This is a genomic window from Psychroflexus montanilacus (genome assembly GCF_020164535.1).
Lineage (GTDB): Bacteria > Bacteroidota > Bacteroidia > Flavobacteriales > Flavobacteriaceae > Psychroflexus > Psychroflexus montanilacus.
In genome coordinates this window covers 21,663-36,239 of record NZ_JAIQZC010000005.1, presented here as the reverse complement: position 1 = coordinate 36,239, position 14,577 = coordinate 21,663, and the positions used below count along the sequence as shown (strand labels likewise).

At 36.4% G+C, this 14,577-nt stretch carries 12 protein-coding genes; 7 read left to right on the top strand and 5 right to left on the bottom strand.

Annotation, left to right across the window (positions count from 1 at the left end; all coding sequences use genetic code 11):
* Positions 1 to 81 precede the first annotated feature (81 nt).
* A complete protein-coding gene (locus tag LB454_RS12975) occupies positions 82 to 1,053 on the top strand; it encodes a hypothetical protein (protein ID WP_224465108.1) in 972 nt (323 codons plus the stop codon).
* Between the two features lie 2 nt (positions 1,054 to 1,055).
* Here LB454_RS12975 and LB454_RS12970 read toward each other — a convergent pair whose 3' ends face one another.
* Positions 1,056 to 2,483, bottom strand: a complete 1,428-nt coding sequence (locus LB454_RS12970) for an SDR family oxidoreductase (protein ID WP_224465107.1) — start codon at positions 2,481 to 2,483, stop codon at positions 1,056 to 1,058.
* Positions 2,484 to 2,486: 3 nt separating this feature from the next.
* Positions 2,487 to 2,912, bottom strand: coding sequence for a hypothetical protein (locus tag LB454_RS12965; protein WP_224465106.1), 426 nt, complete (start codon positions 2,910 to 2,912; stop codon positions 2,487 to 2,489).
* A gap of 90 nt (positions 2,913 to 3,002) precedes the next feature.
* On the opposite strand from LB454_RS12965, the gene argS reads away from it, so the two are divergent.
* Entirely contained in the window at positions 3,003 to 4,781 is a 1,779-nt protein-coding gene (gene argS / locus LB454_RS12960; RefSeq protein WP_224465105.1) for an arginine--tRNA ligase, read from the top strand.
* 104 nt (positions 4,782 to 4,885) lie between these two features.
* Here the strand turns inward: argS and LB454_RS12955 are convergent, their stop codons facing one another.
* Genes LB454_RS12955 through LB454_RS12945 form a run of 3 tightly spaced genes read right to left on the bottom strand, consistent with a single transcriptional unit; the run spans position 4,886 to position 8,382 of the window.
* Positions 4,886 to 6,427 carry an acyl-CoA carboxylase subunit beta gene (locus tag LB454_RS12955; RefSeq protein WP_224465104.1) on the bottom strand — a complete coding sequence of 514 codons (1,542 nt, stop codon included), beginning with the start codon at positions 6,425 to 6,427 and terminating at the stop codon, positions 4,886 to 4,888.
* Entirely contained in the window at positions 6,424 to 7,887 is a 1,464-nt protein-coding gene (gene accC / locus LB454_RS12950) for an acetyl-CoA carboxylase biotin carboxylase subunit (protein WP_224465103.1), read from the bottom strand. Before accC ends, LB454_RS12955 begins: the two co-directional genes overlap by 4 nt.
* A gap of 9 nt (positions 7,888 to 7,896) precedes the next feature.
* Positions 7,897 to 8,382 (bottom strand): biotin/lipoyl-containing protein, encoded by a 486-nt coding sequence (locus LB454_RS12945; RefSeq protein WP_224465102.1) that lies wholly within the window; start codon positions 8,380 to 8,382, stop codon positions 7,897 to 7,899.
* A 116-nt stretch (positions 8,383 to 8,498) separates the two neighbouring features.
* Between LB454_RS12945 and LB454_RS12940 the strand changes: the two genes are divergently transcribed.
* The 5 genes from LB454_RS12940 to LB454_RS12920 all read left to right on the top strand — a co-directional run bounded on the left by LB454_RS12940 (position 8,499) and on the right by LB454_RS12920 (position 14,572).
* On the top strand, positions 8,499 to 9,458 hold the full coding sequence (locus LB454_RS12940) for a DUF302 domain-containing protein (RefSeq protein WP_224465101.1): 960 nt from the start codon (positions 8,499 to 8,501) through the stop codon (positions 9,456 to 9,458).
* Positions 9,459 to 9,527: 69 nt separating this feature from the next.
* Positions 9,528 to 10,043: a DUF4199 domain-containing protein gene (locus LB454_RS12935; RefSeq protein ID WP_224465100.1), complete on the top strand. Its 516-nt coding sequence runs from the start codon at positions 9,528 to 9,530 to the stop codon at positions 10,041 to 10,043.
* 7 nt (positions 10,044 to 10,050) lie between these two features.
* Positions 10,051 to 11,001 (top strand): glycosyltransferase family 2 protein, encoded by a 951-nt coding sequence (locus LB454_RS12930; RefSeq protein ID WP_224465099.1) that lies wholly within the window; start codon positions 10,051 to 10,053, stop codon positions 10,999 to 11,001.
* A 12-nt stretch (positions 11,002 to 11,013) separates the two neighbouring features.
* A complete protein-coding gene (locus tag LB454_RS12925; protein ID WP_224465098.1) occupies positions 11,014 to 12,735 on the top strand; it encodes a phospho-sugar mutase in 1,722 nt (573 codons plus the stop codon).
* Between the two features lie 7 nt (positions 12,736 to 12,742).
* The gene (locus LB454_RS12920; RefSeq protein WP_224465097.1) at positions 12,743 to 14,572 is read left to right on the top strand and encodes an ABC transporter ATP-binding protein; all 1,830 of its coding nucleotides are present in this window, start codon (positions 12,743 to 12,745) and stop codon (positions 14,570 to 14,572) included.
* Positions 14,573 to 14,577 lie beyond the last annotated feature (5 nt).

Sequence of the window (14,577 nt, the reverse complement as noted above, 5' to 3'; positions counted from 1 at the left end):
GTATAAAATTATTCTACAAAAATAAATCAAATTTAATTGGAATCACTGAAGTGTTTTATATTTGAATTCGAATTTAAGATTATGAAAAGATATTTATTACTACTGGCTACTGCCTTAATTTTATCGAGTTGCGACGATGGAGATATTATTGTAAGTGACTTCAACTTTGACCTAGATTCTGAATTGACTTTATGTGAGTTTCAATTTCAAAATTCAGAACGGAGAGTACTACATATTATAACAGAATCAAATGAAGCCATCTCATTTACCTTTGAGGAAAGCATTATGGAAAAAATAGATAATGTTATTCAACCAGAGGAATTTTCTATCCCTATCAATAGTACAAATAGAATAAATTACCGGAGGCTGGATGCCAATGTAAATAGTGACGACTATTTCTGCCAGCAGATTCCCCCAAGTCAACCCAGAGTGCTGGAAGAATTTGTGAGTACTACTGGAGGCTCTGTAGTATTTACCATCACAAGAGAAACAGGTCCAAATGTAGATACAGATGGTGACGGTGTCCTAGATATTGATGAGCGGCGACCAGGCGAAAGTGTATTTGAATTGGATACCGATGGAGACGGTATTCCTAATTTCTTGGATATAGATGATGATAATGACAATGTACTTACAAATACTGAAAGGACTGAAAGTGCTGAATTCAACAGAATACCTGATGAAAATGATGTGATTGATACAGATGGAGACGGTATTCCAAATTATCTTGATGACGATGATGATGGAGACGGAGTCATTACAAGATATGAAGATTTAAATGCGTTCGATGATGATACAGAAAATCCGACTCTGAATCCAGAAAATAGTCAAAACGAAGAAGGAGTTCCAAATTATCTAGACCCTAATTCTAGAGACTCTTTAGTTGTTGATTTTTTCATACCTAACACAATTTCCAGAAAGTTTAGAATAACCGTTGTCTTTAATAACATTACTTTAAATAATACAGACTCTGAAAGGACAATCCGGTTTAATTCCCAAGGGTTTGGGTCCTTCAATTTTGACACGAACAATGAAACTATAGATCGTAGATAGCTTTAAGACTTGCAGATTTGTGTCAACATTCCATTGAAGATAAAATAATGAAACGGTAACATAGAGTACCAGTATAGTCTGCCTTTAAGACCTCGAGGCCTAAAGGTGGCATTTTGATGAACTACGTTGTTTTCGTCGATAAAAAATTCGAGCCATGCTTCACCAGGTACTCTCATTTCAGCAAATAAAAGCAACCTACGTTCTTCCTTATCTGCCATTAGGACTCGCCAGAAATCCAAAGAATCCCCAGGGTTGATTTTATCTGGATTGGTTCTTCCCCTTCTCAGACCGACTCCTCCTGATAATTTATCGATGTAGCCTCTTATTTTCCAAAGCTTATTTGCATAATACCAGCCATTTTTACCACCGATAGCCCAAATTTTCTCTAAGGCTTTTTGCGGGTCATCTGCCTTCATAGATTGATGATCGTGCAAACATCCATATTTTGGAACTTTGATGTATTTATTTAAGTCTTTTTGAGAATACCGACTACTTACTTTGGAGTCTTTCCAGCTTGAAATCACCTGGTTCTGCTCAATCTTTACAAATGCCATCTCAATAGCCTCTTCGTAAGTATGTGGCTGTATGCCTAGAATTTCTTGGAGTCTGTTATCCTTTGCGATGACATTCACTTTCATACTATCCACTAGATTTGAAGCTAATTTGTAAGAAGTTGATGTCACAAAATACAGCCAGTACGAAGAAAGTTTAGGGGTCATAACAGGAACATTTACAATGGTAAGGTTCAAACCTCTTACTTTGGCATAACCTTTCATCATGTCTTTATATGAAAGTATATCAGGTCCACCTATGTCAAATGAATCATTATAGGTTTCTTCTTTCCCCAGGACTCCTGTAAGAAATTTTAGTACATCCCGAATTCCAATGGGCTGGCATTTGGTATTCACCCATTTTGGGGTAACCATCAGTGGGAGTTTCTCGCATAAATCTCGTATAATTTCAAAAGAAGCACTTCCAGAACCAACTATAATTCCAGCCCTCACCACTGTGAGATGATAACTTCCTTTGTACAAAATAGATTCTACATTTTTTCTGGATTCCAAATGCTCAGAAAGGTGATCTTCATTTACAATTCCACTTAAAAAAATAACTTGCTTTACATTAGTCTCCTTCATGTAAGCATTAAAGTTATTGGCAGTAATTTGCTCTTTACTCGAAAAATTTGAGGTTGAGCTTGTCATGGAATGAATAAGATAATAAGCAGCATCTATATCCTTAGGAAAAAGATTGGGCTTCACATCATCCAGCAAATCAACTTCAACAATTTCAATTTTGTCTTTGGTTTCTTTATCTACAGAAAGCCTATCTGCACTTCTTACTGCACACACCACATCATGACCTAAATCTAAAAGCAATGGCAACACTCTCATTCCTATGTAACCGTTGGCTCCTGTAAGAAGTATTTTCATAGTTTAGTAATTTTCAAAATCGTTGGAGAAATTATCCGATTTAAATTTTAGAATTTTCTTTAAAAATTCGTGATTGCGTTTTTCTTTAGCTTCCACTTTTATAAAATAGTTGTCCATATAAATAGAATACACTTGAGATTGTCCTTTATAAAGCTTCAATTTATAATAAGGAATAACGAGTGCATACGTTTCTAATAAAGAACGAAACGTAACGATAATTCCTTTTGGCCTCATTTCTACTCCACAAACATTGAGGTTGTTATCCAAGATAAGAAGGTTATGAATTTGGATACTAGACGAATGAATGTTCAATTTACCAGAACCTATACCACCCATTTTAATTCTATCCATAAAAGTAAATGGACTACCAACTTCAGTATTGATTTGCTCTTTTATTTTGGGCCGGTTATAAGATACATTTAAAAGCATGTTTTTGTTTGAAATATACCCAATTCCAGCCGCACTTCTTGGAATGCCCTCTAATTTTTAGATTATCTTTGCAACTGAAACACTATTACTATGACCCTAGAAACAAAACTTTCTAAGCACATAACTACATTTTTACAAAAAAAACATGCTGTTGAAGTAGAATCCTTTGAATTTCAACTCACAAGAAAAGAATTTGAAGGAGATCTTACTTTGGTTGTGTTTCCTCTTTTGAAACACATCAAGACCAATCCTGTACAACTAGGTGAACAAATTGGGGAGTATTTAACCGAATCAACGACAGACGTATCAAAATTTAATGTGGTCAAAGGATTTCTGAATTTATCTTTAGCCGAATCTTACTTTACAGGTTTGATTAATGACATACGCCAAGACAAAGATTTTGGTTTTAAGAAAGTAACCCCTGAAAGCCAAAAGGTAATGGTTGAATATTCTTCACCAAATACCAACAAACCTCTACACCTTGGACACGTTAGAAACAACTTGCTTGGATATTCTGTAGCTGAAATTCAAAAAGCAGCTGGAAAACAAGTTTATAAAACTCAAATCATCAACGACCGTGGAATCCACATTTGTAAGAGCATGGTAGCCTGGCAAAAATTTGGTGATGGTGAGACTCCAAAAACCTCAGGTGTAAAAGGTGATCATTTGGTCGGCAAATATTACGTTGAATTTGATAAAGCTTATAAAAAAGAAATCAACGATCTAATAAATCAAGGTAAAACTGAAGAGGAAGCCAAGAAAGAAGCTCCTATCTTTTTGGAAGCCCAAGCCATGCTCAAAAAATGGGAAGCTGGAGATTCTAAAGTCGTAGAGCTTTGGAAAACCATGAACCAATGGGTGTATGATGGGTTTGAAATCACCTATGATAATCTTGGAGTCGATTTCGATAAAAATTATTACGAAAGTGAAACTTACCTCCTGGGAAAAGACCATATCAAAGCTGGAATTGAAAGTGGCGTTTTCTTTAAAAAAGAAGATGGTAGCGTCTGGATAGATTTATCCGATGAAGGCTTAGACGAAAAAATTGTCTTAAGATCTGATGGAACAGCTGTTTACATGACTCAGGATATCGGTACGGCTATCCAGAGGGTTGCAGATTACGATATTGACGAAATGGTTTTTACTGTTGGAAATGAGCAAGATTACCATTTCAAAGTCTTATTCTTGATTTTAAAAAAATTAGGCTTTGAATGGGCAGATCACCTCTTTCACCTGAGTTACGGAATGGTGGATTTACCTAGTGGTAAAATGAAAAGTCGTGAAGGAAATGTCGTAGATGCAGATGATTTAATTGAAGAAATGACGTCGACTGCTAAAACCATTTCACAGGAACTCGGTAAACTTGAAGGTTACGACGAAAAAGAAAGAAACGAACTATATAACATGATTGGTTTGGGTGCTTTAAAATATTATATCTTAAAAGTAGATCCCAAAAAGCGAATTCTTTTTGATCCTCAAGAATCTGTTGACTTTCAAGGTAATACAGGTCCTTTTATTCAATATACATACGCCAGAATTCAATCGATATTGAGAAAAGCCAATCAAGAGGTGACGACTTTGGATTTATCCAACTATCAATTTGACCTTAAGGAAAAAGCTTTAATTAAAATTATAAATCAATTTCCAGACATCATTCAGCAAGCTGCAGAACATTACAGTCCTGCACTAGTGGCCAATTATGTCTATGACTTGGTCAAAGAATTTAACTCCTTCTACCAAAATGTCTCCATTTTGGGAGCAGACGAAGCTCAGCAAATTGAATTCAGAGTAGAACTCGCCAGACTCGTAGGAGAAGTCATTCAGAAAAGCTTTAAAGTGCTTGGCATTGATGTTCCACAAAGGATGTAGTTTTCTTAAGATAATGCGAGCGAGACGATCGCACCAAGCATTATATTCAAAAACAAAAAAGCCTCATTACTGAGGCTTTTTTGTTTTATTCTAATTTGTATAAATTACAATGGAATATTTCCATGCTTTCGTTTTGGACGCTGGACGTCTTTATTTTCAAGCATTGCAAAAGCTTTAATTAATTTTCTTCGGGTTTCTCTAGGCAAGATCACCTCATCAATAAAACCTCGCTGTGCTGCTTTAAATGGATTGGCAAAAGTTTCAGCATATTCTGCTTCTTTTTCAGACAATTTCAATTCAGAATCTTCTGCTTCCTGAATTTCCTTTCTGAAAATGATTTCAGAAGCTCCCTTAGCTCCCATCACTGCAATTTCAGCCGTAGGCCATGCAAAATTAAGATCAGCGCCAATGTGTTTAGAATTCATCACATCATAAGCACCACCATAAGCTTTTCGAGTAATAACGGTAACTCTAGGAACAGTGGCTTCGCTTAAAGCATAAAGTAATTTGGCACCATGTAAAATTATCCCATTCCATTCCTGGTCTGTACCAGGTAAAAACCCAGGAACATCGACCAAAACAAGCAAAGGAATGTTGAAGGCGTCACAGAATCTAACAAATCTTGCTGCTTTTTTAGACGCATCTACATCTAAAACTCCAGCCAGACTCATGGGTTGATTGGCAACTACGCCAACACTCCTTCCTCCTATCCTGGAAAAGCCTACGATGATATTGTCTGCATAATTTTTATGAACTTCGAAGAAAGAATCCTCATCGATGATGCCTTTGATGACCTCATGCATGTCATAAGGTTTATTGGGACTATCAGGAATTAATGAATCCAGATTTTCTCTTACCTCATCTTGTAAGTCCACTGGAAAGTGTTCTGGAGTTTCAGTGTTATTCTGCGGGATATAACTGAGTAAAACTTTGATGTGTTCTAAACACTCCACATCGTTAACTGAAGTAAAATGCGTCACCCCAGATTTAGTTGAGTGTGTGCTAGCACCCCCAAGTTCTTCAGAAGTGACTTCTTCGTTGGTAACTGTTTTCACAACATTAGGACCAGTCACAAACATATAACTTGTGTTTTCCACCATAAAGGTAAAATCGGTCATGGCAGGTGAATACACTGCACCTCCAGCACAAGGTCCCATGATGGCCGAAATTTGAGGTACTACGCCAGAAGCCTGTACATTTCGATAAAAAATATCAGCATAACCACCCAATGATCTTACTCCTTCCTGTATTCTGGCTCCACCAGAATCGTTGAGTCCTATAATTGGTGCACCAACTTTAAGGGCATGATCCATCAGTTTACATATTTTTTCGGCATGCGTTTCAGACAATGCACCGCCGAATACCGTGAAATCCTGAGCATAGACATACACCAGTTTATTGTTTACGGTTCCGTAACCCGTTACTACGCCATCACCATAATAGATTTGATCTTGCATACCAAAATCTGTGGTTCTATGCGTTACTAGCGCTCCTATTTCTTCAAAAGAGCCTTCATCTAACAGATAGTCCACTCGCTCTCTCGCGGTGAGTTTCTTTTTTTCGTGTTGTTTATCAATTCTCTTTTGCCCTCCACCAAGTCTGGCTTGTTCAAGTTTGTCTTGAAGTATTTTTATGTTTTTACTCATTGGATTTTTGTTTCTGATGTAACTTCTGGGATGCGTAATTTTTTTTGATCTTCCTGATATTGCTTCATAGCCATCAATGCTGCTAAGTAAGCTTCTTCTTTTACTTCTTCTTGCAGGATCTCAGGTGTGTAGTACTTTTTGACAAAATGCGTATCAAAGTTTCCAGATCGAAAGGCTTCATGGTTGAATACAAATTTTCCGAAAGGTAAAGTTGTTGCCACGCCTTTAACTTCATACTGCTTAATTGCTTCCAACATAAGTTGAATGGCCGCTTCCCGATTGGCTCCATAAGTCACCAATTTTGACAACATCGGGTCATAATAAATTGGAATTTCCATGCCTTCTTCAAAACCATCATCTACCCGAATCCCTTCTCCGCTGGGTTTTCTGTAACGTTCTAATGTTCCAACACTTGGTAAAAAGTCATCGGTGGGATCTTCAGCATAAACCCTCAATTCCAAAGCATGTCCTTTTATTTTCAAATCTTTTTGTTCAATCTGAAGAACTTCTCCTCTGGCAATACGGATTTGTTGTTCAACTAAATCCACTCCAGAGATTAATTCTGTAACAGGATGTTCCACCTGTAGACGTGTATTCATTTCCAGAAAGTAGAAATTCTTGTGTTCATCCATTAGAAATTCTACAGTACCAGCGCCAACATAGTCACAGGATTTGGCAACATTGATGGCAGCTTGTCCCATCTTTTCTCTCAGTTCTGGAGTTAAAATTACTGAAGGCGCTTCTTCTACCACTTTTTGGTGACGTCTTTGAACTGAACATTCGCGTTCAAACAAATGCAAGACATTCCCGTGGGTATCTGCCAACACCTGAATCTCAATATGTCTGGGCGAACCCACATATTTTTCAATAAAAACAGCTCCATTCCCGAACGCAGATTCAGCTTCACTGATGGCACGTTTCATTTGTTCTTCGAGCTTTGTTTCTTCTTCTACAACTCGCATCCCTTTACCTCCACCGCCAGCAGAAGCTTTTATGAGAATTGGATAACCTATTTCTTTAGCGATTTCTTTTGCCTTTTTGGTATCTGTGATAGCTTCATCTATTCCAGGAACCATAGGTATATCATAAGACTTTACAGTTTCTTTAGCAGAAAGCTTATCTCCCATAATACGAATAGCATGGGATTTAGGACCTATGAATGTAAGACCATTATTCTCGACTTTTTCAGCAAAATCTGCATTTTCACTTAGAAATCCATAACCAGGATGTATGCCATCTACTTGGTGAGATTTTGCGATTTCTATAATTTTATCTCCTAATAGGTAAGATTGATTGGAAGGTGCTGGTCCGACGCAAATCGCTTCATCAGCAAACCTTACATGAGGAGCATTCCTATCGGCTTCAGAAAAAATAGCAACAGTTTGGATTCCCATCTGTTTTATAGTTTTCATGACCCTTAAAGCAATTTCCCCTCTATTTGCAACTAATATTTTTTTCATAAGAATAATTTATTCCATTTCAATTAAAACCTCATTTTTGCTTACAGTTTTACCTTTCTTCACAGTGATGGATTTGATCACTGCATCTCTAGGAGCCATTATGGTATTTTCCATTTTCATCGCTTCTAAAACCAAAAGACTATCCCCTTCCATCACTTCTTGACCAACTTCGACAGATACATCCAGAATCATTCCTGGCATAGGTGCCTTTATTTCATTAATGACCTGGTTGGCAGACAGAGAAAGCCCCATGTCTTTGATGAGAACATCCAGTTGATTGGATATTTTAACTTGGTATAAATTGGAATTAATTTTAACAGTGTAGCTTCTATTCAAAAAATCTGAAGCCACAATTTCTGAAGCAACAGACTTATCGTTTACCAGTAAATGATAAGCTCCAGAAGATGTTTTCTGTACATCCAGGTTTTGAATTTGCTCTTGTTCAAATTCAAACTCATGCTCTTCATTCACCTTAGCTTTTAGTAAGTGTTTCATAGGTTTATATAGTTTGAGGGTAAATATAAAAGATTTTGAAGGCATCTGCTTTATATATTCGCTCAAATCGAAGACGGTACTAAGTTATTTGATAGATTTGTAAAAAAGCAAATACAATGAAACACAAACTCAAATCCATACTCCCAGCCTTTCTTTTCTGTTTATTATTATTATCCTGTAAAGACAATTCAGAAAAAAAGGATATTTCTACAATAGATGAAAATATTTCTCCAGGTTTAATTTTTACACAGACAGATGATTTAGAAGAAGCTGCAGAGAATTTTAAATCCTACGTCAATACAGACAGAACTTTAGAAATTTCAACAGAAATAAATCATGTACAAAACGCAAAGGATGTCAATTTAGAATTAGGTTTTAATCAAGTTTTTTTTATTGATAACCCCAGGTATAGTGTACCTTTAATTGATGAGAATCCTTTGATGGCTTTAGAATTCCCTATAAGAATTGGATTTTTTCAAATCGAAAATGAAAAATTTATTGTTGCAAGAAGTGAAGATTATTTTTTGAAACGATACGGGCTAGCTAATAGTGCAGCTTTAAGAAGTGTAGGAACCTTGTCTGAAACCTTTCTCAAACAAAGCTCCAATGCTGCTTACACTCAGAACTCTCCTATTGACTCTCTTGATAACAATGGCATTAGAACCATTAAAAGTCCTAAAAACTACGAGGAAACGGTTTCTTCTATCGAAAAACTAATAGAGAGCAATGAAGACTTAAGCCTTTTTGAGTCAAAAGATTTCGCCAAAGATGCTAAAAACATTGGAGCTGAATTGAAACCCTTACACCTTTTTGTATTTGGAAACCCAAAAGTCGGTACACAACTGATGCAGCAGAACCCAAATTTTTCAATTGATCTTCCGCTTAGAGTTTTAATTGAGAAAACCGAAAATAAGAATGATGAAGAAGGGAAAGAAGATGGAGTTTTGATTCATTTTCAAGATCTATCATTTACTGCAAAATTACACAGTGAAGAATTTGATGGTAATTTACCTGGTCAAATTACAGATAAACTTGAAAAGATGCTTAACCAGGCAATTTCAAAAGAAGAAGAATAAGATTGTAAAGCAAATACAAATCATTTAATATAGGCTATTGCTTATATTTGCAGATTACAAAAATTCCACATGCAACAAGAAGATCTTCCAGTAAAACCTTATGCTTCGAAATTTGGGACCATATTTGGAGCCTATTCCATTCTGATTCTGGTTTTGCTTTATGCATTCAACTATGAGTCTGATGTCTTTATTTCTATATTGAATTTCATCATAACCGTTGCTATAGTCTGGTATGCAATTCACCTCTATAAAATTGATAATGAAGGTCTACTAGACCTTACAACTTCTATCAAATTAGGGCTAGCTATTGGGGTTATAGGAGGCTTGATTTACGGAGGTTACACTTATATCCACTATGAGTTTATTGAACCAGAATATATCTCAGAAATGAAATCAGGTATGGAGGCTGAAATGGAAGCACAAATACAGCAGCAGCAAATGAGTGACGAAGAAGCAGAAATGACAAGAAATATGTCAGGTGTATTTGCCTCACCATTTGTCCTGGGAACTATAGGTTTGCTTTCCATTATTTTCAAAACTTTTCTTGTTGGGCTTATAGTGGGGATGATCAAACGTAATAATTGATAGACGCATGGATTTATCAATCGTCATTCCTCTTCTCAATGAATCTGAATCCTTAAGAGAGCTACACCGCTGGATTCGGGAAGTCTTGCAAAAACATAATTTTAGTTATGAAATTATTTTCATCAACGATGGAAGCACAGACGATTCCTGGGATATCATAAAAACACTTTCTTCTGAATTTGATAGCGTAAAGGCTATAAATTTTAAAAAAAACTACGGCAAATCTCAAGCACTTCATGCCGGTTTTTGTGAAGCGAAAGGAAAAGTTGTTATCACTATGGATGCGGATCTGCAGGATAATCCTGAAGAAATCCCGGAACTTTTTCAACTCATCAAAACAGAAAATTACGATCTTATTTCAGGCTGGAAAAAGAAAAGATACGATTCTGTTATTTTTAAAAACTTACCTTCGAAGCTGTTTAATAAGGCCGCTAGATGGACTTCTGGTTTGAAATTACACGATTTTAATTGCGGACTAAAAGCTTATAAACTTGATGTTGTAAAACACATCGATGTCTATGGAGAAATGCACCGATATATTCCTGTTCTTGCCAAGCAGGCTGGCTTCACAAAAATTGGTGAAAAAGTTGTAAAACATCAGGCAAGAAAATATGGAAAAACTAAGTTTGGTGCAGAACGGTTCATCAATGGATTTTTGGATTTGGTGACTTTGTGGTTTTTTTCAAAATTTGGCAAACGCCCTATGCATTTCTTTGGTGCTATAGGTGTGTTGATGTTTTTTGTAGGATTTCTATCTGCAATTTGGATAGGCGCCTCCAAACTTTATAAACTTTGGAATGGATTGCCTAATATCCTGGTCGTCAATAATCCTTGGTTTTATATAGCTTTGTCGGCTATGATCATAGGAGTTCAAATGTTTTTGGCTGGTTTTTTAGGTGAGTTATTTTTAAAATCCAAACAACAGCATAAACGATACATTATTTCAGAAAAAATATAAATCAAAAAGATTATGAGCAATATTTTAGATAAAGCTAAAGCTTGGCTAACAGATACTTTTGATAGTAACACCAATAAAGATGTTCAGCACCTTATAGATACAAATTCAAAACTTCTTGAGGAAAGTTTCTTCCAGAATCTGGATTTTGGAACTGGCGGAATGCGCGGAGTGATGGGGGTTGGGACCAACAGAATTAATAAATATACACTTGGTAAAAACACCCAGGGAATTTCCAACTATATGAAATCTGTTTTCCCTGGTGAAAAACTGAAAGTAGTCATCGCTTATGACTGTAGACATAATAGCAAAATTTTTGCCCATCAGGTGGCAGATGTATTTTCTGCCAATGGAATTCAGGTCTTTATTTTTCCAGAGTTAAGACCCACTCCACTCCTATCTTACTCCGTAAGACACCTGGAATGCCACTGTGGAATCATGCTGACAGCCAGTCACAACCCCCCAGAATACAATGGCTATAAAGTCTATTGGAAAGATGGAGGCCAGTTGGTGCCTCCACAGGACAAAGAAATCATTTCAGAAATAAATGCTTTAGAATTTACGGATATCGACTTCAACAGAAATTCAGAATTAATTAAAGAACTGGATGATACTGTTGAAAACACTTATTTAGAAAAAGCGGTCAGGAATGTTAATTTCAATTTATCTGAAGACGCCAAAAAGGCTTTGAATGTGACGTTCACTTCTCTACACGGAACTTCCATAACCACTGTACCTAAGTTGCTTGAAAAGGCTGGTTACAAAAATTTACATCTGGTCGATGCTCAAGCTCAACCAGATCCTGAATTTTCTACTGTAAAATCTCCAAATCCTGAAGAGTCTGAAGCTTTGGAAATGGCAATCGAGCTTGCAAATAAACAAAAAAGCGATTTAGCCATTGGAACAGATCCCGATGGAGACAGGCTTGGTATCGCCGTGAGAAATAAACAAGGAGAATTGACTTTACTCAACGGCAACCAAACCATGGTATTGATGACCTGGTATCTGCTTGACAAGATGAAACAAAGCGGAAGTTTAAAAGACTCGCATTTTGTAGCTTCCACAATTGTTTCTACTCCACTTATGAAAGTACTTACAGAAGCTTATGGTGTCCACTATATGGAAAGCTTAACTGGTTTTAAGTGGATTGCAAAATTGATCAAAGATCACCCAGAACTAGATTACATTGGTGGTGGTGAAGAAAGTTTTGGTTACATGGTTGGTGATTTTGTGAGAGATAAAGATGCCAATACCGCCATCCTTTTGGTGTGTGAAATGGCTGCCGATCTCAAATCTCAAGGCTCATCTGTTTACGAGCAATTCATCAAGATTTACAAAGAGCATGGGTTCTTTAAAGAACACTTAGTCTCTCTTGTGAAACGCGGACTTGAAGGTGCCAAAGAAATCAAGCAAAAAATGATTGATCTAAGAGAAAACCCGCTTAAAGAAATTGCCGGCGAACAGGTAGTTTTAATTGAAGATTACCAAACTTCAACAGCAAAAAACATGCAAAGTCATGACACTTATGAGATCGACATTCCAAAATCGAATGTCCTTATTTACTATACTGAAAATGGAACCAAAGTAGCAGCTAGACCTAGTGGTACAGAACCCAAAATCAAATTTTACATCAGCGTAAATTCTACTTTGGAAGAGCTTTCAGATTTTGAAACTGTGGATGCAAAACTCGATTCGAAAATTAAAACAATCCGAACTGATTTAGGACTCACTGAGTAGACAATATATGACTTATTTTAAAAAGATTATTCGCTTTGCGAAACCTTATAAAAGCTATGCGATTTTAAATATCATTGCTAATGTTTTCTATGCACTTTTCAGTGCCCTATCTTTTATAGCGCTCATCCCCATGCTGGATGTACTTTTCAAAGGAAAAGATGCTAAAAAGATTACTGAACCACCAGTATATGAAGGAATCGGTAAAGCGAAAGACTATTTCAAAGATTATTTGTCTTTTCAGGTTAATGAAGTCGCCCAGGATGATGCTTCCATTGCTTTGATCTTGGTCATAAGTTTGGTCATTGTGCTATTTTTTCTGAAAAACATTTCCAACTACATCGCCATGTATTTTATCACGTTTTTGAGAAATGGAGTACTAAAAGATTTGAGGAATGCACTTTATAAAAAAACCATTGAATTGCCACTTTCACATTATTCTGAGAAGCGTAAAGGAGATACTATAGCCAGGATAACTAGTGACGTACTTGAAATACAGCACTCGTTTTTATCGATTTTGGAACTAATTGTAAGAGAACCTTTAACCATTTTGTTCACTATAGGCGCTATGCTGTTTATCAGCTGGGAATTGACCATTTTTGTGTTCATCTTTATTCCAATTTCAGGATTTATCATATCACTGATCGGAAAATCACTGAAAAGAAAATCGGATAAAGTTCAGCAGGAACAGGGTTTGTTTTTATCCATTTTGGAAGAAACTTTAGGAGGATTGAAAATCATCAAGGGCTTTAATGCTGAATCTATTTTCTATTCAAAATTCAAAGCTTCTACTCAAAACTTTTATGATTTTTCCAATAAATTATTGAATCGCCAAAACTTAGCTTCACCTGCCAGTGAGTTTCTAGGAATCAGTGTGATTGCTGTTTTACTTTGGTACGGAGGCCGAATGGTTTTGATCGACGGCACTCTGGATGGCAGTACATTTATTGCTTATATGGGATTGGCTTACAATATCTTGACGCCGGCTAAGGGTATTTCCAAAGCCTCTTATAATGTCAAAAAAGGGAATGCAGCTGCAGAACGCGTTCTGGAAATTCTTGAAACTGAAAATAACATTCAAGATGAAGCAGATGCAATCCATAAAACTGAGTTTACTTCAGAACTAACTTTAGAGAACATATCCTTCAAATATGAAGATGAATATGTTTTAAAGAATTTTAGTGCAACAGTGAAAAAAGGAAAGACCATTGCTTTGGTTGGCCAGTCTGGAAGTGGGAAATCTACAATCGCCAACCTGGTTACTAGATTTTATGATTTAAATGAAGGAGAGATTAAAATTGACGGTATAAGTATCAAGAAAATCACTCAAAAATCATTACGAAATTTGATGGGACTGGTGACTCAGGATTCTATTCTGTTTAATGACACCATCAAAGAAAATCTAAAAATCGGAAAGCCTAATGCTACAGATGAAGAATTGATGGAGGCGCTAAGGATAGCAAATGCTTATGAATTTGTAAGTGCTTTTCCTAAAGGCATCGATACCAATATTGGTGACAGTGGAGGAAAATTAAGTGGTGGGCAAAAACAGCGTATTTCCATAGCCAGAGCTGTTCTCAAAAATCCGCCTATAATGATTTTAGACGAAGCTACTTCAGCTCTGGATACAGAAAGCGAACAACTTGTCCAGAAAGCCTTGGAAAACATGATGCAGAATAGAACTTCTATCGTTATTGCTCACAGACTTTCAACCATTAAAAATGCAGATAGTATTATTGTGTTACATCAAGGTGAAATTGTTGAGCAAGGAAAACACGAGGAATTGATGATTAGCGATGGAGTTTACAAGAAGTTGGTCAATATGCAGTCTTTTGAATAACACGC